The 23067-nt window shown below is 32.9% G+C and carries 27 protein-coding genes; 5 read left to right on the forward strand and 22 right to left on the reverse strand.

Translation table 11 applies throughout. The features are described 5' to 3' along the window. Window position 1: 1 nt before the first annotated feature. On the reverse strand, window positions 2–1897 hold the full coding sequence (locus OGZ34_RS11615; RefSeq protein WP_263360275.1) for a phospholipase D-like domain-containing protein: 1896 nt from the start codon (window positions 1895–1897) through the stop codon (window positions 2–4). Window positions 1898–2585: 688 nt separating this feature from the next. Then, window positions 2586–3122: a hypothetical protein gene (locus OGZ34_RS11620; protein WP_263360276.1), complete on the reverse strand. Its 537-nt coding sequence runs from the start codon at window positions 3120–3122 to the stop codon at window positions 2586–2588. Between the two features lie 265 nt (window positions 3123–3387). On the opposite strand from OGZ34_RS11620, the gene OGZ34_RS11625 reads away from it, so the two are divergent. Next, window positions 3388–3678 carry a hypothetical protein gene (locus OGZ34_RS11625; protein ID WP_263360277.1) on the forward strand — a complete coding sequence of 97 codons (291 nt, stop codon included), beginning with the start codon at window positions 3388–3390 and terminating at the stop codon, window positions 3676–3678. A 60-nt stretch (window positions 3679–3738) separates the two neighbouring features. Here OGZ34_RS11625 and OGZ34_RS11630 read toward each other — a convergent pair whose 3' ends face one another. Next, complete coding sequence (locus tag OGZ34_RS11630; protein ID WP_173966930.1) at window positions 3739–4248, reverse strand: hypothetical protein; 510 nt, start codon at window positions 4246–4248, stop codon at window positions 3739–3741. A 106-nt stretch (window positions 4249–4354) separates the two neighbouring features. Further along, window positions 4355–4735: a hypothetical protein gene (locus OGZ34_RS11635; RefSeq protein ID WP_263360279.1), complete on the reverse strand. Its 381-nt coding sequence runs from the start codon at window positions 4733–4735 to the stop codon at window positions 4355–4357. Window positions 4736–5046: 311 nt separating this feature from the next. Between OGZ34_RS11635 and OGZ34_RS11640 the strand changes: the two genes are divergently transcribed. Continuing rightward, window positions 5047–5601 carry an REP-associated tyrosine transposase gene (locus OGZ34_RS11640; RefSeq protein ID WP_263360281.1) on the forward strand — a complete coding sequence of 185 codons (555 nt, stop codon included), beginning with the start codon at window positions 5047–5049 and terminating at the stop codon, window positions 5599–5601. Between the two features lie 194 nt (window positions 5602–5795). Here OGZ34_RS11640 and OGZ34_RS11645 read toward each other — a convergent pair whose 3' ends face one another. The 7 genes from OGZ34_RS11645 to OGZ34_RS11675 all read right to left on the reverse strand — a co-directional run bounded on the left by OGZ34_RS11645 (window position 5796) and on the right by OGZ34_RS11675 (window position 10452). Then, window positions 5796–6392, reverse strand: coding sequence for a hypothetical protein (locus tag OGZ34_RS11645; RefSeq protein ID WP_263360282.1), 597 nt, complete (start codon window positions 6390–6392; stop codon window positions 5796–5798). A 501-nt stretch (window positions 6393–6893) separates the two neighbouring features. Further along, window positions 6894–7256 (reverse strand): hypothetical protein, encoded by a 363-nt coding sequence (locus OGZ34_RS11650; RefSeq protein ID WP_070906933.1) that lies wholly within the window; start codon window positions 7254–7256, stop codon window positions 6894–6896. Window positions 7257–7354: 98 nt separating this feature from the next. Further along, window positions 7355–7789, reverse strand: coding sequence for a RidA family protein (locus OGZ34_RS11655; RefSeq protein ID WP_263360283.1), 435 nt, complete (start codon window positions 7787–7789; stop codon window positions 7355–7357). A 78-nt stretch (window positions 7790–7867) separates the two neighbouring features. Then, window positions 7868–8338, reverse strand: coding sequence for an RNA-dependent RNA polymerase family protein (locus OGZ34_RS11660; RefSeq protein ID WP_263360284.1), 471 nt, complete (start codon window positions 8336–8338; stop codon window positions 7868–7870). Between the two features lie 4 nt (window positions 8339–8342). Further along, window positions 8343–8690, reverse strand: coding sequence for a hypothetical protein (locus tag OGZ34_RS11665; protein WP_263360285.1), 348 nt, complete (start codon window positions 8688–8690; stop codon window positions 8343–8345). 435 nt (window positions 8691–9125) lie between these two features. After that, window positions 9126–10016: a M48 family metalloprotease gene (locus OGZ34_RS11670; protein WP_263360287.1), complete on the reverse strand. Its 891-nt coding sequence runs from the start codon at window positions 10014–10016 to the stop codon at window positions 9126–9128. Window position 10017: 1 nt separating this feature from the next. Continuing rightward, window positions 10018–10452 carry a hypothetical protein gene (locus OGZ34_RS11675; protein WP_263360289.1) on the reverse strand — a complete coding sequence of 145 codons (435 nt, stop codon included), beginning with the start codon at window positions 10450–10452 and terminating at the stop codon, window positions 10018–10020. Window positions 10453–11064: 612 nt separating this feature from the next. Here OGZ34_RS11675 and prfA point away from each other — a divergent pair. Next, the gene (prfA, locus tag OGZ34_RS11680) at window positions 11065–12141 is read left to right on the forward strand and encodes a peptide chain release factor 1 (protein ID WP_263360290.1); all 1077 of its coding nucleotides are present in this window, start codon (window positions 11065–11067) and stop codon (window positions 12139–12141) included. Between the two features lie 373 nt (window positions 12142–12514). Continuing rightward, window positions 12515–13846 carry a DUF5723 family protein gene (locus OGZ34_RS11685; RefSeq protein WP_263360292.1) on the forward strand — a complete coding sequence of 444 codons (1332 nt, stop codon included), beginning with the start codon at window positions 12515–12517 and terminating at the stop codon, window positions 13844–13846. 326 nt (window positions 13847–14172) lie between these two features. On the opposite strand, the gene OGZ34_RS11690 is transcribed toward OGZ34_RS11685, so the two are convergent. From OGZ34_RS11690 to OGZ34_RS11740, 11 genes are all read right to left on the reverse strand, one after another. Continuing rightward, window positions 14173–14523, reverse strand: a complete 351-nt coding sequence (locus OGZ34_RS11690; RefSeq protein WP_263360294.1) for a hypothetical protein — start codon at window positions 14521–14523, stop codon at window positions 14173–14175. A gap of 11 nt (window positions 14524–14534) precedes the next feature. Further along, entirely contained in the window at window positions 14535–14927 is a 393-nt protein-coding gene (locus tag OGZ34_RS11695) for a hypothetical protein (protein ID WP_173967925.1), read from the reverse strand. Window positions 14928–14965: 38 nt separating this feature from the next. Beyond that, on the reverse strand, window positions 14966–15250 hold the full coding sequence (locus OGZ34_RS11700; protein ID WP_173967926.1) for a YtxH domain-containing protein: 285 nt from the start codon (window positions 15248–15250) through the stop codon (window positions 14966–14968). A gap of 48 nt (window positions 15251–15298) precedes the next feature. Further along, the gene (locus OGZ34_RS11705) at window positions 15299–15451 is read right to left on the reverse strand and encodes a lmo0937 family membrane protein (RefSeq protein WP_115098685.1); all 153 of its coding nucleotides are present in this window, start codon (window positions 15449–15451) and stop codon (window positions 15299–15301) included. Window positions 15452–15484: 33 nt separating this feature from the next. Next, window positions 15485–16126, reverse strand: a complete 642-nt coding sequence (locus OGZ34_RS11710) for a porin family protein (protein ID WP_263360295.1) — start codon at window positions 16124–16126, stop codon at window positions 15485–15487. A gap of 38 nt (window positions 16127–16164) precedes the next feature. Continuing rightward, complete coding sequence (locus OGZ34_RS11715; protein ID WP_263360296.1) at window positions 16165–16731, reverse strand: DUF4142 domain-containing protein; 567 nt, start codon at window positions 16729–16731, stop codon at window positions 16165–16167. A 143-nt stretch (window positions 16732–16874) separates the two neighbouring features. Beyond that, on the reverse strand, window positions 16875–18659 hold the full coding sequence (locus OGZ34_RS11720; protein ID WP_173967929.1) for a sensor histidine kinase: 1785 nt from the start codon (window positions 18657–18659) through the stop codon (window positions 16875–16877). 10 nt (window positions 18660–18669) lie between these two features. Continuing rightward, entirely contained in the window at window positions 18670–19119 is a 450-nt protein-coding gene (locus OGZ34_RS11725; RefSeq protein ID WP_173967930.1) for a response regulator, read from the reverse strand. Between the two features lie 20 nt (window positions 19120–19139). Next, a complete protein-coding gene (locus OGZ34_RS11730) occupies window positions 19140–19691 on the reverse strand; it encodes a helix-turn-helix domain-containing protein (protein ID WP_173967931.1) in 552 nt (183 codons plus the stop codon). A 156-nt stretch (window positions 19692–19847) separates the two neighbouring features. Beyond that, window positions 19848–20033 (reverse strand): CsbD family protein, encoded by a 186-nt coding sequence (locus OGZ34_RS11735; RefSeq protein WP_173967932.1) that lies wholly within the window; start codon window positions 20031–20033, stop codon window positions 19848–19850. A 106-nt stretch (window positions 20034–20139) separates the two neighbouring features. Next, window positions 20140–20613, reverse strand: a complete 474-nt coding sequence (locus OGZ34_RS11740; RefSeq protein WP_263360298.1) for a Dps family protein — start codon at window positions 20611–20613, stop codon at window positions 20140–20142. A 164-nt stretch (window positions 20614–20777) separates the two neighbouring features. On the opposite strand from OGZ34_RS11740, the gene OGZ34_RS11745 reads away from it, so the two are divergent. Continuing rightward, window positions 20778–22961: a DUF5723 family protein gene (locus OGZ34_RS11745; protein ID WP_263360300.1), complete on the forward strand. Its 2184-nt coding sequence runs from the start codon at window positions 20778–20780 to the stop codon at window positions 22959–22961. Window positions 22962–23067 lie beyond the last annotated feature (106 nt).

A 23067-nucleotide genomic window follows, 5' to 3' on the forward strand; every position in this document is an offset into this window, starting at 1 on the left:
ATTATATTATTGTTGTTTGTTCTATTTCTTTGACTCTGTTTGCTACTTCATCTGTAGCGTAATACTTTGGAAGATGCTCTATAAAGCCTGATTTATAGGCCGCAATGACACTGTCGAAGATTACATCTGTAAAGAGTTTACCGCTTACTATTTTGGCATTAAGGTCATCAAATATGATCTTAATTTGTTTTTGTAATTCGGTATATTTATGTTCAATTTGATTTTCAGAATTATTTATTTCTGTTTCCAACTTCAGAATTTTAGCGTTATTTTCATTAGTCAAATCTTCATTTTCTTTGACTTTGCTCGTAAGTGATTCTTTATCTGCGTTTAATTCCAGCATTTCTTCATCCAAAAATTGAATTTTTCTGTTTTTTTCAGCATCAACAATTTCTCTTTGCGACTTTTTATAGGCATTGATTATAAAATCAATTAGAAAATGTGTAAGTATCAGAGGAAACATTCCAAATGCAAAAATCAAATAAAACTCGCCATGATGTACAACCTCCCAAATTTGCATTTTTGATTCTCTTCCCACTAATAAACCTTTTATTTCGTCTGTATTGAATGCTACCATAGTTGAGACTACCAAGTCAAATATTATTAAGCCAACCCAAAACAAAAGATTATTTACAATCTTATTTTCACTTCCGAGAATTTTTAGATTTGACAATAAAATGGGAATAAGAAAGAAAAGTGCAGCAATAAATCCGAATAAAGGACCTTGTTGCTTAAATATTTTAATTATGGCATTTGCATCAACAAGTTGTGGAATTCCTGGAGTTATTCCAGCTTGTAAAGAATCACGGATTGCATTACTTTCAAAAAACACTTTATAAATAGCTGAAGCAAAAAAGATTGATAGATAAAAAACAAACACGCCTAATGCAAATAGTACTAATATATTACCAATCGTCCAAAACTTTTTTATTATGAAAGATTGTTCCAATGCTCTTCTTTCAAGTTTATTTTTTTCAACTTCCTTATTGATTTGCAATAATCCTTTTTCGCCAGTATTTTGGTTGCCTGATTCTAGAATCGATTTCTCTTGTTTTAATTCGGTTATTTTATCTTTAACTTGACGCTTCTCAAGTTCATTATTTCGTTTCTCAAGTGTTATTTTATCTTGTTTCTCTATTTCCAGATTTTCTTTTGTTCTTTCAAAGGCGTTTGTGATGTTAGAAGTTAAGATGTTTTTTTTATTGTTTAAACCGTCGTCGGTTGCATAAGTTTTAATTTCCTCTTTGATAGTGAGATATTCGGTTCTGAAAATATCAATACTTCCGTGACTTTCTTTTGAATTTTCATATCCTTTCTTTTTGTATTCTTCCGTGCTAATATGTGCAGCCGAATAAACAAGATTATGCAACTGTTGCGAAAAAGTGTCTATAATATTTATAGACTGTGGTGCTTGAACTTGTGGAATGGGAAGAGGTGGGGAGACGTTAATATTTACACCAATATTGTGATCAATATTATATTTTAAACGCTCAAATTCTGATAAGAAGTTAGAGTAAGTCGCAATGTCATCCGAGACTTGAATATTTTCAACGTTATTGTGGCTTGCATTGATAGAATAATTGTACGAACCGTTAATTGAAATTTTATTGTCTATGAGACAAAATTTATGATTCATTACACCTCTAGTGTCTCCTGTTTCAAAAGCGTGAACACTGATGTCTGCACCTTTTAGCATTAATTTTACAGTTTCGTTTTGAAGATTTGAAGAAAGAATGACATCAACAAGTACATTTTTGTTTTTTGCTTCAATGATTGCCATTGCAATATCTCTGTCAGTAAACCAAGCCATTGCAATATAGATGCATTCTTTAGCATTGTTTATTTCAGAAATAATTCTTAGTTTAATTTCACTTCCGTTTGTTATAAGATCATTCATGTTTTGTGGTATTAGTTTTTTATTGTTTGAGGATTTAAATAAGTTTAAAAAATGTCTTTGTAAATATTTATCCAAAACTAACTTCTTATGATTCAGGTATTTTACGGAAATCCGTAATTGAACTTTTGAATCAATTTCCACAATCCTGATTGAAGCGATATTCTTTTTAGGTTATTTTGCCTGTGTTCATGAGGAGGAAGCTCGCACCAGTAGAGGAATTTGTGCAGCTTTTAAAACATCTCGCAGAGTGGGATTGAGAATGTGACCTTGTATGATTTGGGGGCAGCTTGTAGAGAGGGAATTCCAAAAAATATAAAAACCTCATCATTTCTGATGAGGTTTTCTTTTTTAATCTAATCCATTTAAGTATTAGTAGTATGCTAATTTGATAGTAAAAATATTAAAACGTTGATCAATAGTTGCCAAATCCATCGATACTTTTTCTTAAAAAATTTCATAGTATTGAAATTAATAAGTTTTCAGATCTTTCTGCATAAATTTAGCTGCTTAAACTTATGCCCTCTTTCTAAAACTCCAGGATGCAACAGAATTTTAAAGGTGCAAAGATATTATATTTAATTTGATTTCAAAATATATTTTAAAATTTAAATTAAATTGTTGTGCGAAGCTAGTTGCTTTTAAGAAAGAACACTTCGGAACGTGTGGTTCAACCGAAATTTTTAATTGTTTAATTTTTATTCGAACTGCCTGAAGAAGTAATGTGTCTGTGCCATTTATAGTTTGCTTTCCACCAAAACATATTCCAATGGTAGTTTATTCCACCTAATTCCCAATTGACATCAAATTTCTTTTCCTCGTTTTTGAAATAGGGAGGATGGGCTATTTTGCAATGCAACATTGGCGTGTTGTTACGCACTGTTTTTAAATGATCAGTAGTAAGTTCGCTTTTAGGAAAATATCTGATATCAATAATTGTTTGATGTTTTTCAGCTTTGTAAACATATAGATTAATGTCATAAATTGAATCATAAATTTCTTTAAGATCTAAAATTGCTTCATTAAAATTTTTAGGTTTTGTCTTTTTATTGAGCTTATTTTTATTCCTGCGCTGAATAAAAAAGTTTTCGCCTTCTACTTTTGAAATATCTGAAAGAATATAAACTAGATTTTCTGATATATCATTCCAACAATAAAGATTTACCATTTCAAGTAAGCTTATTGTTAGATTTTCTATCTGCTCTTCAATGTTCTTATTTGTATTCAAATGCATGGTCGTTTATTTTGTTCGGGAACGCTATTTCTTCACAATTGATTTTCGGAAGATTTGTCGCTAACAAATATATGATATCTCTTATAGATTTTGAATTGAAAAAAAGTTTGCAAATAGTTTTAAAACAATCGGTTGAATACAACCGGTTGTTTACAATCACTTAAAAGTAATCTGTTATTTCTAATTTGGTTCCGAAGAAAAACAATAATAAATCATGGAAATGCAACATAAAAAACAAGTCTTAGAATTTTTAGAATCAATGAATAGAAGAAATAAATTCAACAAACTAAAACCGGAGAATTATAGTGATAATTCGTTTAGCATACCCTTAAAAGTATCGAGTTACAACGAATTAAATCTAATGGTCTCAGATTTACTTAAAGCAAGTATTATTTTGCTTAATGATGATGCCAGAAATTTGTCAAGTATTGTATCGGTTTCAGATATTCATGTAATGACTTTACTGGAAATTGCCCTGCAACTTTTACCAGAAGAAGAAATGGAACTGCTGGATGATTTGCATAAGGTTTATTTGAAGGGGGATTTATAAAAGAGGAAAAAGTGTAAAATTGCGTGCACGAGCGGGACACTCGTGCCAGCGGGGGTTCAATTACCTTTTTGGTACTATTTCGGCTAATTTTACGATTCTATAGCCTTTTCCATCATAAAATGATTGTGATTTCACAAAGTAAATTTGACCGTCTTTATTTTTGAAATATGTTTCTACTCTTAAACCTTTCATATTGCCAAATTCAATAACCAAATGTTTAAACTCAGAAAATGTTATAGAACTCCAGTCAATATTATAAGTTTTACCAGTTTCTTTAATATCATTAAAATCTCTTATTGAAGTATCTGTAAACGCTTCCTGTGATACAGATTCGAACTTGCTTTTTACAATTTCACCAAGTTTAGCATTTGGGTTATTGGCCAAATCTTTAAGCTCCTGATAGGTCATTACTTCTTGCAGGAATTCTTCGTTAGTTTTTTTATCGATATTTTTAAGAACTTCCAATGTGTGGGCAGCCACTTTTTCGGGAGTTTCAAATGATTTGTCTTCTTTTTTGCAGGATAAGAATGTTAAGAATGCTAAGATAAATAAGGTTTTTAAGATTTTCATTTGGAGTTGTTTTTGTTTGATTTTTAGAATTTAAAAAAATAGACTTTTCCTGGCGCGAGCATTTCACTTGTGCCAGCGGGGAATAATATTTGAAAAACCGTTGTCACTAAATAATTTCTTCAAGTTTATAAACTTCTCCCCAACTATTTAGTAAGCGACTATCATAAATGTTAAAGGGAATAATTGAACTATCTTTTTCGGTAGACAATCCGGTAAATGTCCAAAATAAATCCTCAAACTTACAAACTAAATATCCTCTATCATTAAAGGAGTAGTCTCCAACAATCTTATAATTTTGTAAATGTTTGACATCGTGCTCATTCATTGGGCGAAAGGCATCGACGATCTTTTTTGCTAGCTCAACTTTACCATTCTCAAAAAACTCTAGTTGATTTTGGTAGATTATACAAAAAAACAAACCCCCTGCATGAAGATCAGTATTTGCGATTAAACCTGACTGGTACTTTTTATTAATTTCTATTTTCATTAGTAGATTATTAATGAGTGTATTCAATTTGTAAAGTTTTAGTTAGAAGATCCGTGCCCGCAAAAGTAAGACGCAATAGAAATCATTAAAAAAAAGCCAATCTTTGTGCGGACAGCAAATCCGTGCTACCGGGACTTAAGTTTTATGATTCAAATATAAGATATTTCGTGTGAGTCTTGCTTACGCAGCTATATTTTCGCAACGATAGCGCAGATTTGTAATCTGTGCCCGCAAAGTTATTCCTTGAACCTCCCACAAATAAAAAGTAAAATTTCTCGTCATACTTTTTTATTTTTGTAAGAAAAAAGACAATGTCTACAAAATACAAAGCAACAACGACCGAGGAAGCATATTTTATAACTATAACTGCTGTAGGTTGGATAGATATATTTACAAGACTAAATCAGAAAAATATTTTGATAAACGCTTTAAAATATTGTCAGGAAAATAAGGGTTTAGAGATTTATGCCTATTGTATTATGAGTAGCCATATCCATTTAATCTGCAAAGGAACAGATGGTTTTGTTTTATCTGATATTATTAGAGATTTTAAAAAGTTTACATCAAAAAAAATAATTCAGACTTTAACAAATGAACCCGAAAGCAGAAGAGAATGGATGTTAGAATATTTTAAAAAGGCATGTGAGCATTTAAAAAAGGATCAGACTTATAAAGTTTGGCAAAATGGTTATCATGCGGAACATATTTACAGTAATAAATTTATTAAGCAAAAAATAGATTACATTCATAATAATCCCGTAAAAGATAAAACTGTTAGTTCGGCTGAAGATTATTATTTTAGTTCGGCAAGGAATTATTCAGGATTGGAAAATGATTTAGATGTTGTTTTGTTGTACTTGTTTTAAAATGCTCAGCTGTTAGTGTTTACTCATCTTTGCGGGCACAGATTGCAAATCTGCGCTAACATGATGCATAAAAAACAAAAGCTACATGATTTTGTAGCTTTTGTTTTTTATGATTAGTATTTTGTTTTACTGTTGTGGGCACGGATTGCAAATCCGCGCTATCGGGTAACAATGATAGCAACTCTCTTATTCTGTTACTTAATTTTAACTTTCTCTACACGCACACCAATTAATTTATTGTTTTTTATCTTACTATATACGCTCTCATATATGAGCAGCCCTACATTTGTACAACAAATCGGATAATCGGGGTATTCACTTTCAAGTAAAAAAAATGGAAATCTTTCTCGTCTTGCCTGAAAATGACATTGCGGGCAAACTATTTCTCTTTCATTTTCAGGAATAGGAATTCCATCAAAAACATCAGGATTCTCACCTCTTAATACAATATATTTATGTTTGCTAATAAAAGTTACAAACGGTTGTTTGGTACTGTTTCCTGCTACATTGTTATAAACAGTACCAATATTTAAATGTTTTCTCGCACATGTTCCTAGTAATTCTAACAAGCGATAAGACATGGCACCAGGGATTAGGTTGTGACCAATTATTGTCATATCTAGATTTTTTCTTATTCTTCCATTCGTAATGATATCCATAGCACTATGAGGAAGCTTTAACCTAGTACAATCATGGCAAAAGTGCTCTTTATTTTCAGATGTCCATTCCGGAGCTAAATCGTAGACGTCCGTTCCTGAATAATAAAGATGATAAAGTTGTTCGCGCATCATATATATAGCTTAAATTGACCATTTATTATATTGGCTCAAAGACGATATCATGATCTAAATCAGTCTTTTTAGAATCATTAAGCATCTCGTACAGAGCCTTTCTCTGAATCTCTGTCGGAAGAGCGAAGTATCTTGACTTTGCTCCTATCTTGTATTTTTTTATTCAAAAATAATTAATTTTTCTTACAAATTAATATCGAATGATCATTATTACTTTTTGGAAAAGATACGACGTTGGAAGATTTTCTTTCCCCTGCTGGCGTGAGCGGGGAGATCGGAATTATTCAGGATTGGAAAGTGATTTAGATGTTGTTTTGTTGTACTTGTTTTAAAATGCTCAACTGTTAGTGTTTACTCATCTTTGCGGGCACAGATTGCAAATCTGCGCTAACATGACGCAAAAAAACAAAAGCTACATGATTTTGTAGCTTTTGTTTTTTATGATTAGTATTTTGTTTTACTGTTGCGGGCACGGATTGCAAATCCGTGCTATCGGGGTTTTTATTCTAAATCCCATAACAATTTTATTGACGATACTATTGTTAGAAAGCAAATGATCCAAAATATAATTTGCCCGGCTGCGCCTTTAAATTTTACTCCCGGTATCTCAAATTCTATTTTTCCAGAAACATACTCTAGAACTAAAACGATGAAAAGTGAAGTAATCGCTGCCATAGGTAATCCAACAACAACTGGAAAATGTTTTTGCGCGATAGGTAACCAGACTTTAGATTCGTAACCTCTTTGAGCCATTATATAGAAAATGTAAGCAGAAAACAAGGCAATTAAGGCCGCAGCTACCCAGGCTAAGGCATTTAAAATTTTTGTTTTGGTTTGGTCATTTTTGTTATTCTCGTTATTCATGTTTTCTACAATTAGATTTTATAATAGAATGCTCGTGACTTTTTTAGGCAATTTTATTTGTGTTCAAGAGCAGGACACTGAACCCCAATCTAATCCAATTATTTAGGCAGATGTGCAACCAATTCGACCTCTAATTTTGCGGTTGGCATGTATAATTGTACGACTTGTACCCATGTAGCCGCAGGAAAATCGCCATTGTAGAATTTTTTTCTAACGTTGTTGTACTTTTTCATGGTCTCAATATCTGTTGTGTATAGATTTTCTTTCACAACATTTGCAAACGTAGCGCCATAACTCGCTAGCGAAGCTTTTAAATCGTTATAGACAGTTGTGATTCCTGCCGGAGTTAATTCCGTCGTTACTGCACCCGAAATGTAAAGCACATTGTCAACTTTTAAAACCTGAGCATAACCAATAACTGTATCTTGTTTGGGTCCATTGTTCCAATGCCATTTTTCTTTTTTTATTTTAGCTTCTTGCGCAAAATTGATATTGAAAATGAATAAAAAAGAAAGTAAAAGAAAATGTTTCATAATGGTTTGTTTTTTTGTTAGGATATGGGTTAGACGTTCATCCTAGCAGGGGATTTTAAAATTGGTATTAATTATTATTTATTCTGTAGGAATTAAAATTTCTTTAATGTTTCCAGTAGAGTCTTTAGTGATCTTTATTTTTGTTTTTACATTATTTCCAATTCTCACAGTATTTCCTTGAATTATAATTCCATTAATTTGTTGTTCATTTTTTGGGCTTATTTTTTTCTGTGAGAGATTTATGTAAAAGCCAGCCGAAATTAATCCAATTAAAAATAGAATAACAGCAATTCGATTTAACCAAACAGGGAATTTTGCGGTGACTTCGAATTCATTATTATTGACAGCAATTATATAATAATTTAAAGTTACAATACTTACAATAGCAGAAAAAATGAATAATATTAATGTAATAATAAACGCACTTTCACAATGTTCAATATTTTGAGAGTTGTGAAATGCAACTAATCCTGCGATTGATGCAACGGCAACCGTGGTATATAGTTTTAGTGACTCAGTATTTAAATCTATTGCTTTTAATTTGTTCATTTATCTAGTTTTTGGGTTTTATACATGGCATAATAGGGCATTTACCACTATTTTTTAAAATTTCTTGCGCTTCGCGAATTGTTTCAGGATTAACTTCAAGACCATCTTTACTCACATGAAAAAGTAAAAAGGCAAATTGTTTAGATAGAGAAGATAATAGTAGAAACTGATACCTCTCATTTATGAGGTTCTCATCGCTAGGATTAATTGCATTTATGCTTTCATTCATTTGATTAATTAAGAATGATTCTCTAACTAAATCAATAACTTTAGTATTGATGTTTTCAGCATTTCTAATCCATTCTCTTACGAAAGCATCTTCTAAAATTCTAACCATTTGACTAGTGTTCATAATGTTTTATTTAAATTCATTTATTTTTCAAAACAAGACTACATTTTTCGATGGAAAAATGTAGTCTTGTTTTCTATTTGTTTTTATTATGTTAAGGTTTAAGTCAACAAACATCGTATTTAATTTAAATTTACAACCACGTAAAAACACCTGATTTTATTAAAATTATTTTTTGTTAAAAGTAAATCGCTTTAATTGGATGATTTTATAGAAATCCATAAAAGCTAAACAAATTATAAAAGCTTTAGCTCTGATAGAAGTTAAAATTCTTTTAGGAGGTTTTAGAAGAGCAAAAGATGGCAATTGATAAGGGAAGGGGAAACAATTACACAAAAACATCAAAATATCACTTAAAATTTTTTGGACAAGAAAAACTTTGCGTTTACGAGTGGGATACTTAAGTCATCTAAAGGATAAATGCTGTTGAACATTCGGCTATTTATTCCTAATAATATTTTTTTTAAATAATTCAATTGATTTTAATCTTTCTTTTTTGGAAGGATAGTTAGGTGAATTACTTTCAGGTATATAGTCATTTACAATTTTGATTATTTCTGATTTTTCGATGATGATTAAGGAACATAAGTCGGCAAGAAATTCTGATTCTTTTCTAAGCCTGTTAAATCCGGTATAAATTCTTCTATAGATTAGTGAAATTACTATGATAGAAAGAGCAGGTTCCATCTGTCTCGGGGAAAATAAAAATAAAAGTAAAGCTAGGAATATACCAAAACACAACCTCATATCATTTAAGAAAATAGGAAGTCTAAATGCTTTTTTAGTAATTAAAAATAATTTAGAATCTCCTTGAACAATATGGCCAAATTCATGACCCAAAATTGATTCAAGTTCTTTAGGATAATGGTGTGAATGTGATATTAATGCGCGACTTAGAAACAAATGAACAATTCCTTTTTCTAAAGTAATATGAGCTTCAATATCATTTGTCTTTATGTAATATATTTTTAATTTTAATTTGCTTAAATCTAATTTTTCAATAATTTCATAGCATATACTCCATATTTCTTTATAATTTTCCTGATTAAGTTCAATGTAAGACGATTTTGGTAAAAGCTGCTTTATCCTAGTAAGGTAAATGAAAAGGACATAGACTAAAATTACTAAATCGAAAAGAATACCTAATAATGATCTTTGATTAGCTGCGACATCATATTCTGAAGGATTAAAAAAAAGAAAGAAAATAATACTAGATGCAGGTAAAATAAAAAGCACTAACATGATTCTGAACTTTACTCTTAACTTATGTTTTCTAGCTTTTCTAAAGTAAAAACTTTTTAACAGATTTTCATTTGATGCTATTTCCATTTTAATCCAGTTTATCTAATATAGTCAAGAGCTGAGTGGCGTATTTTTCTTTAATTGCTACTTTTAAATCGTCTGGTAAATTTTGTTCCATTAAAGTTTTGTACACTTTGTCTTTTAATTCAAATGATGTAAGTTGTGATTCATCTTTTGACTTTTTGACTTTTTTGAATTCTAAATAAATATTAAAAATGGATATAATAATACTGCTAAAAGTCGCGCCTTGTTTTATTAATTCTAAAGCATCTGGAGAAAGACCAAAGTCAAAACCTGTTGTGCCATTTTCATTATAATTAACTACACTTGTTCTTTCTGTTTTTAATATTTTATCAATAAATTCTTCCCCTTCAAGTTTGTAGTTTTGTTGTTCCGTTTCATTCAATTCTTGGTTAATTATATTTTCAACCAAATTCATTAGTTCCAATTTATTACTTGTCATAATCATATTTGATTTAATTATTTTATTCGTCTTTTGGATGTTTTTTTATTTTTAATTGACCTGTTATGTATTGTTTTTAGCTGAAGGCCACCTGAGTGAAGGTCGGACTTAATGGGTTATAAATTGGGGATTATCTATAAAGAAATTAAGTTTTAATTTTTGAATTATTCGTAAAATCAATGATTTATTATAATTGATTTTATATAAAACTTAATCTAGAGAACAAATATCTGCTTTATTTTAAATTAATTACCAAGTGAAAATACCTGTTTTTTTTCTTTTGTTAAAATATTGTTTTATAGTTGTTTACTTCGTTTTTGTTAAAGGTAAAAATCCTTAGTGAATTGAATGTTTTTACATAAATCTATAAAATGCAAATTAAATACTGCCCCGTCTTAGCCCTGATAGCAGCGGCATCCTTTTTAGGCTAACGAGAACGTCTAAATTAAAACGAAAAACTTCTGCCTAAAAAGATATAGCGAATAGCAGGAACAAGCTCCTAAAAACCATCCTAATTCCACTAAATTGCAGTCTCAAAAAACCTAAAAAAACAACACTAGAATTTTCCGTAAAAATTTTGTAATTTTGCAGTCCAATAAAAGGAATTAGAAAATGTTAGATAGACTTCAATATGTAAAGCAGCGTTTTGATGAGATTTCGGATTTGATTATTCAGCCGGATGTTATTGCTGATCAAAAACGTTATGTGCAACTCAACCAGGAATATAAAAGCATCAAAGCTTTGGTTGAAAAAAGAGAAGAATACATTCTTGTTTTAGCAAATATTGACGAAGCAAACGAAATTATTGCTGACGGAAGCGATGCAGATATGACCGAAATGGCCAAAATGCAGCTTGACGAAGCAAAAGAACGCTTGCCGCAACTGGAGGAGGAAATCAAATTTATGTTGATTCCTAAAGATCCTGAAGATGCTAAAAATGTAATGGTGGAGATTCGTGCCGGAACGGGTGGGGACGAAGCTAGTATTTTTGCAGGGGATTTATTCAGAATGTATACTAAGTACTGTGAAAACCAGGGTTGGAGAACTTCTGTGGTAGATATGAACGAAGGTACTTCGGGAGGTTTCAAAGAGGTTATTTTTGAAGTTACTGGAGAAGATGTTTACGGAACTCTGAAATTTGAAGCTGGTGTGCACCGTGTACAACGTGTTCCTCAAACCGAAACACAAGGTCGTGTACATACCTCGGCAGCAACGGTGATGGTTTTACCGGAAGCAGAAGAGTTTGATGTACAAATCGATATGAACGATGTTCGTGTAGATTTCTTCTGTTCGTCAGGACCTGGAGGGCAGTCGGTAAATACAACGAAATCGGCAGTACGTTTAACGCACATTCCTACGGGATTAGTGGCGCAATGTCAGGATCAGAAATCACAACATAAAAATAAAGATAAAGCGTTAACGGTTTTACGTTCTCGTTTGTACGAACAGGAATTGGCTAAGAAAGAAGCTGAAGATGCTACCAAACGTACGTCTCAGGTAAGTTCTGGTGACCGTTCGGCTAAGATTCGTACCTACAACTACGCGCAAGGTCGTGTAACCGATCACCGTGTTGGTTTAACTTTATACGATTTAGGAAACATCATGAATGGTGACATTCAGAAAATTGTTGCCGAGCTTCAGTTGGTGAACAACATGGAGAAATTGAAGGAAGCTTCAGAGGTTTTTTAATTTGAGGTACAAAGGAATCTCTCCAGATTCTATAAATATTTAAGCCGAACTTATGTTCGGCTTTTTTTATGAAAAATAGATTAATCCCGATTTGTACGTTCCCAGTGGTTTCAACTATTGGGATGAAATATTTAGCATTCATTTTTCAGAATCCATTTCTCGAAATACATCTGGCAAAATATCGCCCATGGTTGCAACCATGGGCGATATTTTGTTTTTATCAATTCTAAGAAAAATCTTAAAACCGTTGATTCTCTGTGTCTTTGCTTCTCTGTTTCTCAAAAAAAAACTTTTTTTTCAATATTTTTCTTTTAATATTTGCGTGCCTTTTAAACCATAAAAGGATTACTAACCAATTGCTTAAAACTAATTTATGAAGAGAACTTTACTATTATTTTGCTTCTTTGGAAGCTTTTTTTATGCCCAAGGGCAATCGTATTTTGGATTTAGGGATGATAATTATGCAGGAATTCAAGCCGTGTTATTTAATCCATCAACTGTTGTTGATTCAAAACACAAAGTTGATATTAATATATTTTCGGCTAGTGCAACGGGACAAAATGATTTGTACGGGGTAAATTTGGCCGGGATTTTAGATGGCAGTTTTGATTTACAAAGAGACGGAAAGAAGAATATTAAAGCCAATAACAGGGGAAACTTTAATGTAGATATTTTAGGTCCGTCGATTATGTTCAATATTACGCCGGCACACAGCGTTGCACTTTTTACACGTGTTCGAAGCGTAACCAATGTTGTCGATGTAAATGGTGCGCTTGTTGACGAAGTAAATAAGAATATAGATGTTTCAAATAGTTTTTTAATATCGGGAGGAAATCCAAATGCCGTTACCAATTCGTGGGCAGAGATTGGAGCCAGTTATGGTACCGTTTTACTTGATGATGAAGAACATTTTATAAAAGGCGGTATTACCTTAAAATATTTGATGGCAGGAGTAAATGGCTATATTAACGGAAATAATTTGAGTGTTGCTTTTAATAAAAATGATGTTAATCCGGCTTTGAGCGAATATTACTCTACGGGAACCTTAAAGACTGCTGCAAGCTATGATTATCAAAAGGGTGATGATCCTAAGTTTGATGGGACTTCGGCTGGTGTGGGCGTTGATTTAGGGTTTACTTATGAGTATCGTACCAATTGTCATACTTGCAGAGGAAATCGCTATAAGTTTAAAACCGCAGTTTCTATAACCGATATTGGAAAGCTTAATTATAAAAATATGATTGAAAACACCTACGATCTGTCCGGAAGAGTTACGCAGGATGATATTGATAATGCCGATAATATTTTTGAGTTTTTTGATGCCAATTATGTAAAAACGGCAACAAGAAAAGGTATGCAAGCCAATTTGCCAACTGCTTTGCATACGAATTTTGACTGGAACATTAATAATAAGTTTTATTTGAATTTAAGCGGCGATTTTGGATTAGTTGATGCTAAAAAAATAAACGGTACTGCAATTGCCAATTCGGTTACGTTTACGCCTAGATTTGAAGATGGAAAATTTAGTTTTTATCTCCCAGTGACCTGGATGGAATATGGCGGAACTCAAGTTGGAACTGGTTTTAGAGCCGGGCCTTTATTTATTGGTTCAGGATCTTTAATTAGCAACTTATTTTCAAACAATTCCAAAGGCAGTAATCTTTATGTAGGTTTGAAATTTCCTATCTATCAGAGTTATGATTAAAAGACCTTAGCACCTTATATAAAAGAGCCAGTTTCATTTTTGTGAAACTGGCTCTTTTTGGTTAAGATGAGTTTTTAAACAAAAACCTCAGAACCTTAGTACCTCAGCACCTCAGTACCTAAAAAATATATATAGTGAAGGATATTAACTCATTAACCGTTTGTTTATAAAACGTATAAAGCAAGTTAGATACCTAGAAATACTCTTGTGAATTCAAAACATTTATAAAGATTAGAGTACATGTACACACCATTTTTGACTATTATTTCGCTTAACTTTTCCATAATAATTAAATTTTAGTTAGACCATTACTCTCCTGACGATTTTTATGGTGCCGAATCTTCGTGTGAAGGTTCGTGCGGTTTCGAAACGATGTTGGTAACAACAAGTTGTAGTAAGGATCCGAAGATATTTTTGAAAGTTGATTTACTTTTTCCCACCACAAATCTTTTGGCCAGATAACCAATTCCGATACTGATCGCTGATTGTGCCAGATGGCTTTTAAAGCCAACTGTTTCGTTGATTTCTTCGACTGTGTTTCGAATGAGGTTAAGAGGTTTTAAATGCTCTTTAATTTCATCGATTTCGTCTTTAATCGAACACCATTCGGCGTCTTGCCGATTTTCTAAGAGCCGAATCTTCCGGTCTAGTGAATCAAGGGTGTAAATAGTTTCCATAACAGTCTTTTTTAGTTTTTTGATTGACTTAGATCAGAATCGCTCTCTGTTTTAGTTTCTTTTAAAATACTGGAAACAATCATGTTTCCAATAGGGGTTTTAATAAGTCTGTGGTGCAATTTGTGCAGCACTATGGCAACAATTAAATAAAAGACTGCCAGTATAAAAAAACCGTAATAGTATTCGCCTAATTTTTTTCCAATCCATAAACTGATCCCAATATTGAGGAATAGGGTAAAAAATGCAACAACAGCTCCAACTGCGATCCTGGAGGTTAATGTCGATAAAACATCTGCTGATGCTGATACCGTTTTGAGTTTGATTAACTCTAAACTCGTTTTGGTATAATTCTCAGCTTTCTCGTAAAGATTTAAGTTCTCGTTTGTTGTTGCATTTGATTCCATGATAGAGGGGTATGTTTAGGATTTACAAATTTCACTTCTTAATAGTTCGATTTTACGGCTTTTGCTTCGTCTTTAAGCGTGTTGAAGTCTTCTTTTGCCTGACTGAATTTTGCTTTTCCTTCTTCGATAATTTCTTTACCGTTTGAAGAAATAGTGCTTACAATTCCGTCGAACTTGTTTTTCAGATTGTCTCCGTAATCTTTAGACTTGTCTGATATTTTCTTTCTGGTATTTGATCCTTTGTCTGGTGCAAATAAAACGCCCAAAAATGCTCCTGCCGCTGCAGCTCCTAAAATTCCTAAAATTGTGTTACTCGTTTTCATAATATCTGATTTAGTAATTAATATAAAGTGGTTAATAGTACTTGTTTTTTAAATTTCACGACCTTTAATAAGTCTGAATAGTATAGCAATAACGGCAATGACTAATAAAATATGAATGATACTTCCCAGGCTGTAAACAAAAAAGCCTAAAGCCCAAAGTATGACCAGAATTACTGCGATGGTATATAATAAATTTGACATGATTTGTGTGTTTAGGGTTAATAAATTCCTTTTCTAATTTAGTTTATACGAGAGGTACAAGCTAAGGTTGCTGTTTTTTGCATCAGGAAAAGTGTAGGTTGTTCCGGCAACGGTTCTTTCTTTTCCAACGGTTGTTAGTCCGTAATTGTAACGTAAACCAATACTTATTGGATCAAAATCGACTCCAACACCCGCTGCAAGACCGGCATCAAACTTGTTCAGATCATTAGTATCGATTTCCTGTTCAAAGTTGATATCTCCGCTACCCGTAACTTTTGAGCTTACGAGATAAGAAGCGTAACCACCGGCATGAACATTGAAATTTTTGGTGATATTAACTCTTACCAATAGTGGAACTTCGATATAGTTTAGTTTGAATTTTGAGTCTCCACTGGCAAAAACGTTATTGTATTCTAGTTTGGCACCTTTTGTGGTAAATAGGATTTCCGGCTGAATAGCAATAAAATCAGAGATAGGCAAAGTCGCGTAGAGTCCGGCATTGAAACCGTACAAAACATTGTCGTCGTTGGCATCATTAGAATACAAATTCGACATGTTGAATCCTCCTTTGATCCCGTACTCGGTATTTACATTATTGTTCTGAGCGTACAGCATTCCAAATGAAGCTGTTAAAAAAAGGGTGAAGGCGCATAAAAAATTGGTGTACATTTTCATAGTTCAATAGTTTAGTTAATAATAGATTGTAGAGGCGTTTAGATTACTATTTTTGATTTTTGAATTTCTCTTGAAAACTCATATTGTTGTGGCAGATACTGTAAAACCATTTTCAAAATCGTTTGATCATTTGTTTCCTTTGAAATTGATTCCAGTAACCGAATCTGCTCTTCTAATGAATCATTCATCGAATCTAAGTAGGCGTGGTTGAAATTGTATTCATTGGCATCAATCAAATCGTACAAGTCTCGTTTACGGGTTGCGTTGATTTCGGTGATAATAATGAGCTTTTTATTGGCCAGATTAGTTATTTCCTGTAACAACAGGTTTTGATTGATTTCGATTTTTTTGCTTATTTCAAGAATGGTATTGTCAGAACTTTTTTGTTGTGCAATTTGACTTTTAGAAATAATGGATTGACTTACATTTGCCGCCGCAATAAAAAAAAAGGCTTCAATTTCTTCCTTGTGATTCTTGGTAAAAGTTTCATTTTTTAAAGAGGTTTCTATTGAATAGTTTTTTTTGCATGATGAAACAAAAACTAGGATTAACAATAAAAATATTGTCTTAAAAAATATTGATTTTACTCTGGGCATTGCTTTCATTATTACTTCATAAAGTATTACATTACAAAGATGGCGACGAATAAAAGATTTTGCTTTACAGCATAAAAAAGAAACGTTATATAATTCCCATAAAAGATTTATATAACGTTTGTTATGTGGTTTTTAAAGGCTTTTTTGAAGCGCTAATCCGGAAGAAAAATAGTGAATACAGAACCTTGATCAGTTTGGCTGTCGGCCATGATATGACCCTTATGATTGTCGACAATTTTTTTGCAGATTGCCAGACCAATTCCTGTTCCCGGATATTCGGTTTTGGAGTGCAGTCGCTGAAACAATACAAAAATGGTTTCCTTAAACTGAGGGTCAAATCCCATTCCGTTGTCTGTAAAAGTTATCTTGTGAAATTTTTTTACATTTTGATCCAAGAGTTCGGGATAATTGGCAGAAAGTACTTTTTGACTTTCAATTGTAATTTCGGGAACAATATCCGGACGGCTGTATTTTAAAGAGTTTCCAATTAGATTGATAAAAAGCTGCTCGATCTGATACGGAATAACGGACAGTTTGGGCAATTTTGTAGCGGTAATAACGGCTTTCTTTTCGTCGATCATTTCGGTTAGTTCCGCCTCGGCATTTTGGAGTAGTTCATTTAAATTTGATTTAATGAACTCTTTTTTAGTCGTATTGGTTCTGGAGAATAAAAGTAAATCATCAATTAAAACACGCATTCTTTTGGCCGAAACCTGAATTTTTTCAATATAATCCCGACCATTCTGCGACATAGCTTCTTTGTCGGCATCCGAGACTCTGGAAATAAAAGTCTGGATTTTTCTAAGAGGTTCCTGTAAATCGTGACTCGCAACATGGTTGAAAGAAGCCAATTCTTTATTGCTTTTCTCCAGTTCGAGGTTACGTTCCTGAAGTTCTATATTTAGTAAATGCTCATCGGTAATATCAAAGTTAATACCCAGTAAAATTTTGCTTCCCTGTTGGTCCGTTAATAATTTTCCGGTCGTTTTAAAGTATCTAACTTCTTGATTTGGGAGCATAATTTTATAATAAACAAAAGGTAATTCTTCGTAATTCAGAATTCCTTCCATTGCTTTTGCAACGGCTACTTTATCATCAGGATGCACAAAATTTAAAAAAGTACCTTTTTCGGGAACAAAAGCATTGGGTTCATAGCCCAACAAACGGTATTGATTGTCGGAATAGTCAATCTTGTTAGTGTCTAAATCCCATTGCCAGGTACTGAATTTACCAATAACTTCCGATTCGGCCATAAGTCCGCTGGAAATTAAAAGCTGCTTGTTAATGACTTTAAGGCGCTCAAAATCACGACTGATTTGTCGATAAGCCAGTAAAATAAAAGTTAAAGCAACCAGAAATAGTGAAATTGAAAAAAGCGGGCTGAGAGAAATTTCGGCGTCGTAAATTTTTAGCCTTTTGGCCAGATAGCTTTTTTCGCTATCTTTCATTTCGTCTACTTTAAAACGAATGTTCTCCATCAAAATTCGTCCCCCAAACATATAATTGTCGAGTTTTCGTTTGTCATAGGTTTTGGGATCGCTGTATTTGAGGCAATTTTCAAAAGAAACAAAACGCTGAATGATGAGCTTGAATAACCTTTGAAGGTTTTCCTGCTGTTTTGGGTTGTCTGCCGTTAACTTTTTTAAAGTGATAAACGAAGTGTTTACCTTGTCACGCGAATAAAGGTAAGGGGTTAAAAAACGGGAATTGCGGGTTATGATATAACCGCGCTGTCCCGTTTCGGCATCCTTTATAGCTGACATTAACCGTTCTAGCTGAATGTTAATTTCATACGTATGCATTACCAACTTGCTGGACTCATTGAGATCCTGGTTGTGTTTGTAAGCAATAGAAGAAAGAAATAACAGAATGAAAACTGCGATTACAAAAATAACTCTCAAAGAGTTTGAAGAATTAAAATTTGGGATCCACTTCATCGGTGTTCTACTATTTTAGTCGCAACAGAAAATTATCACGGTTTAACCCTGAGGTATGATAGTGCCAGTTTACGGTAACAACTTCATTAATTATTTTTTTCAGATTGTTAAAATCACTTGGTTTTTTAATGTAAATATTCGCTCCCTGAATAAAGGTATCTTCAATGTCTTCTTCAGATGAGGAAGTAGAGTAGATAGCAATAATAATGTTTTTTAAATGCTCGGTTTTTTTAATCTCGATCAAGCATTCTTTTCCGGTTTTTTTAGGCATATTTAAATCCAGAAATAAAATATCAGGTAACATATTGTCAGGATTCATCAAATGATCCATTAATTGCATTCCGTCATGAGCAAATTCTACTTTGGTCTGGATCTTTATTTCTTCAAAGGCATCTTTAAAAAAAAGGCGATCGTCTTCATCATCATCAGCTAATAAAATGTGTAATGCGTTTTTTTGCATTTTAATGTGGTATTTGGATTTTATTTTAAATTTTCTCTTCGTTTCTTAATTATTCTCTGAAAAGCCGACGGTGTAATTCCGGTTGTGTTTTTAAACTGTGTACTCAAATGGGCTACACTTGAATAGTTGAGTAAAAAAGCAATTTCGGTCAGACTCATTTCGTTGATAATAATTAATTGTTTTGCTCTTTCAATTTTCTGTAAAATGATAAAATTTTCGATAGAAGAATAGGTTACTTCCGAAAATACATTCGACAGGTAGCCATAACTATGGTTGAGCTTTTCGGCCAAAAACACTGAACTTTTGTAATTGTTATTGTCTTCCATGAAAACAAGTTCGATTATAGCATCTTTTATTTTTTGAACCAGAACACTTTTTTGGTTTTCAACAATTTCAAATCCACACGGATTTAGTTTTTCTTTTAAAGCTTCAAGTGCATCAGCATCAAGATTATCATTGATCTCAATTTCACCAAAACCAAGGCTTGTAAAATTTATATTGTGCTGATCCAGATTGTGCTTTAAAAAAAGCGAACAAATGGTGTTGATGTCAAACTTTATAAATAGTTTCATTCTATAAAAATTTGGTTAAAGATACTTAATTTAATTTTGGTTCTATCGTTTAACAGTTGTTAGAAATTTACTAATATTTGAAATAATAAAGAAAATTCTCAAAAAAATACCGTCTAATATTTATACTAGACGGTATCCCGATTGAGTCAGAAAGGGTTACAAATCTGAGAGGATTTGATGAAATTCTTCTTTTGTTTTTCCCAGTTTTTGCTGAAGTCTACCATACATTTCGTCTTCTTTACCTTCAGCAAACATCAAATCATCATCCGTCAGAGTTGCAAATTTTTGCTTCAGTTTTCCCTTTAACTCATTCCAATTTCCTTTTATTTCTGTAGTATTCATGATCTTAACTTTTAAATATTAATAGTATTGTAAAGTTGTCGATTAGTTGTTGCTTTTCTGTTACATTCATTTTAGGAATATTTGTATAATTCACATTTTGAGCTTTTTAAATCTGATATCGGCGTAAAACCCAGGCCATTTTTTCGTGTTCCTGAAGTAATCCTGTCACAAAATCGGCCGAGCCTGCATCGTTGTTTTCCTCTTCAAAAACAGGAATATAATCCCGAAACTCATTCACTAGCTGTTCATGATTTTCTAAAAGTTCTTTTAACATTTGTTTCTGTGAAGGGTATTCTTTTGGAGACTCTTTAAGCGTTGAATTCTCGATAAACTCTTTCATTGTTCCAATAGTTTTGTCTCCAAGCTGACTGATGCGTTCTGCAACTTCGTCGATATGGGCCTCCAGAATTCGATATTGCTCTTCAAATAATTGGTGTAATTCCATAAAGCTGTTTCCCGAAATATTCCAGTGAAATTTTCTGGTTTTTACATAAAGAGTCATTTCGTTAGATAAAATTGTGGCTAATAGTACCGTACTCTTTTTTAATTGTTTTGGTGTTATTCCAATATGTGGGATCATAATTGTCTGATTAAAGGTTTGTTACCAAAAATAGAAAATGAGTCTTCTGATCTTCTTACATAATTTGTTAAAGAAGTTACAGGAATTCAATGTTTACGTAACCTGTTTGTAGTTCAAATAGTGTAGTTTTGCCGCCGAATTTACCTAAAACAAAACAAATTTTAATGAAAAAAACTTTACTCAGTTTATTACTAATTGCTATTACTTTTTCGGCCAAATCTCAGTCTTATCTGGGATACACGCATGATAATTATGCAGGTGTTCAAAGTGTTCTTTTTAACCCGGCTTCTATTGCTGATTCCCGTTTTAAAACTGATATTAACCTGTTTTCGATCAGTGGATCGGTATCGAATGATCTTTATGGTGTTCGTCTTTTTGATGTGTACAAAAAAGGATATGATTTTGATAGTCAGTCTATAATGACACCCGCTAAAGCAAACAATGCTTTGGTTAATTTTGATATTATGGGGCCGTCTTTTATGTTTAATATCGCCCCTAAACATACTATTGCAGTTTTTACAAGAGCCAGATCTATTAGCAATGTCTACAATGTTAATGGTAATCTTGTAAATGAAGTAAAAGATGGTTTAGACCATGCAAGCAATTTCAACTTTAATTTAGGCAATCCAAACGGAGTTTCTCATTCATGGGGAGAAGTTGGTCTTTCTTATGCAGCAGTTTTATGGCAGAATAATCAGCATTTCTTAAAAGGAGGTTTAACTGCAAAGTACCTTCAGGGAGGTGTAAATGGTTATACTCAGGGTAGAGGAGTGAAAGTGGCGTTTGTAGAAAACAAAGCAAATCCAAGAGCCAGTACTCTTTTTTCTGAAGGAGAAGTAACTATAGGAGCGAGCCAGGATTTTGAAGCTAATGAAGATTATAAATTCGATGCTAATTCGAATGGTTTTGGATTTGATTTTGGACTTGTTTACGAATGGAGACCGGAATACGAGAAATACGATTTAAACAAGGCAAAGAGAGCAGACAATAACTTTCGTGATTTAAATAAATACAAGGTGCGTTTTGGTCTGTCGGTTACTGATATTGGTTCTATTAACTACAGAAATTCAAAATTAGATACCTATAATGTTACAGGAATTGTAACGGAGAAAATGATTAATGATGCTGATAATCTGTATGATTTCTTAAATCAGCATTATACGAAAGTTTCGACTTCTAAAGGAGTTAAAACAAATTTACCAACAGCAATTCACGCTGATGTAGATTGGAACATGTACAGAAAATTCTACTTGAATTTAAATGGGGACATCAGCATGGTGAGCGATTCGAAATTAAACGGAAGCAGTATTGCCAATCGTGTAAGTCTAACGCCTCGTTATGAAAGCAGGTGGTTTAGTTTTTATGTACCAATGACCTGGATGGAGTATAGTGGAATGCAGGTAGGATCAGGGATTCGCTTAGGTGCTTTCTTTATTGGTTCGGGTTCTGTTTTGACGAATCTGGTTTCGAAAGAATCCAAAGCGGTTGATTTTCATCTTGGGGTAAAAATTCCGGTTTATCAGAAGAAATTCAAAGACACGGATGAAGACGGAGTAATCGATAAAGAAGATGCTTGTAGAAAAGTAGCAGGTCCGGAAGAAAATAATGGTTGTCCATGGCCAGATACAGATGGAGACAAAGTTTTTGATAAAGATGATGCTTGTCCGAGCGTTCCGGGTCCTGTTGAAAACAAGGGCTGCCCTTGGAAAGATAGCGATGGAGATACTTTATTAGACAATGTAGATGCCTGTCCTGCCATTGCCGGTCCGGTAGAAAACAAAGGTTGTCCATGGCCGGATACTGACAAAGATGGCGTTTTAGACAAAGACGACGCTTGTCCGGATGTTGCGGGTCCTGTAGAAAATAAAGGATGTCCTGTTTTAGATGCAGACAAAGATGGTGTTTTAGATAAGGATGATGCTTGCCCATTAGTATATGGTCCTGCAGAAAATAACGGTTGTCCTAAAGTTACCAAAGAGACATTGGCACAGCTGAAAGTGGAAGCAAAATCTATTTTCTTTACAACTGGAAAAGCAACTTTAAGTGATGCCAGAAAAGGAGAAACTTCAGGCAGATTAGATGCGATCAAAGAAATCCTGAGAAATTATCCAAATGCTAAGTTTGCAATCAATGGACATACCGATAATGTAGGGAATCCTAAAACAAATAAGAAATTATCTGAAGCAAGAGCAAAAGTAGTAATGGATGCTCTGATTGCAAAAGGAGTAAATCCGGCGAACTTAAGTTCACAGGGATTTGGATCTGCAAAACCGGTTCAATCGAACAAAACAGCAAAAGGAAGAGCAGAGAACAGAAGAACAGAAATTGTTTATTTAGGCAATTTGTAAGCTTAAATTGAATATAAAACCAAAAAGCCATTCGTAATTGAATGGCTTTTTTTATTTTTGCATACTTCTAAAATGGAAGTATTTCTACTGCATTAGAAGAACTAAA

The organism is Flavobacterium collinsii, from assembly GCF_946903285.1.
Classification (GTDB): domain Bacteria; phylum Bacteroidota; class Bacteroidia; order Flavobacteriales; family Flavobacteriaceae; genus Flavobacterium; species Flavobacterium collinsii.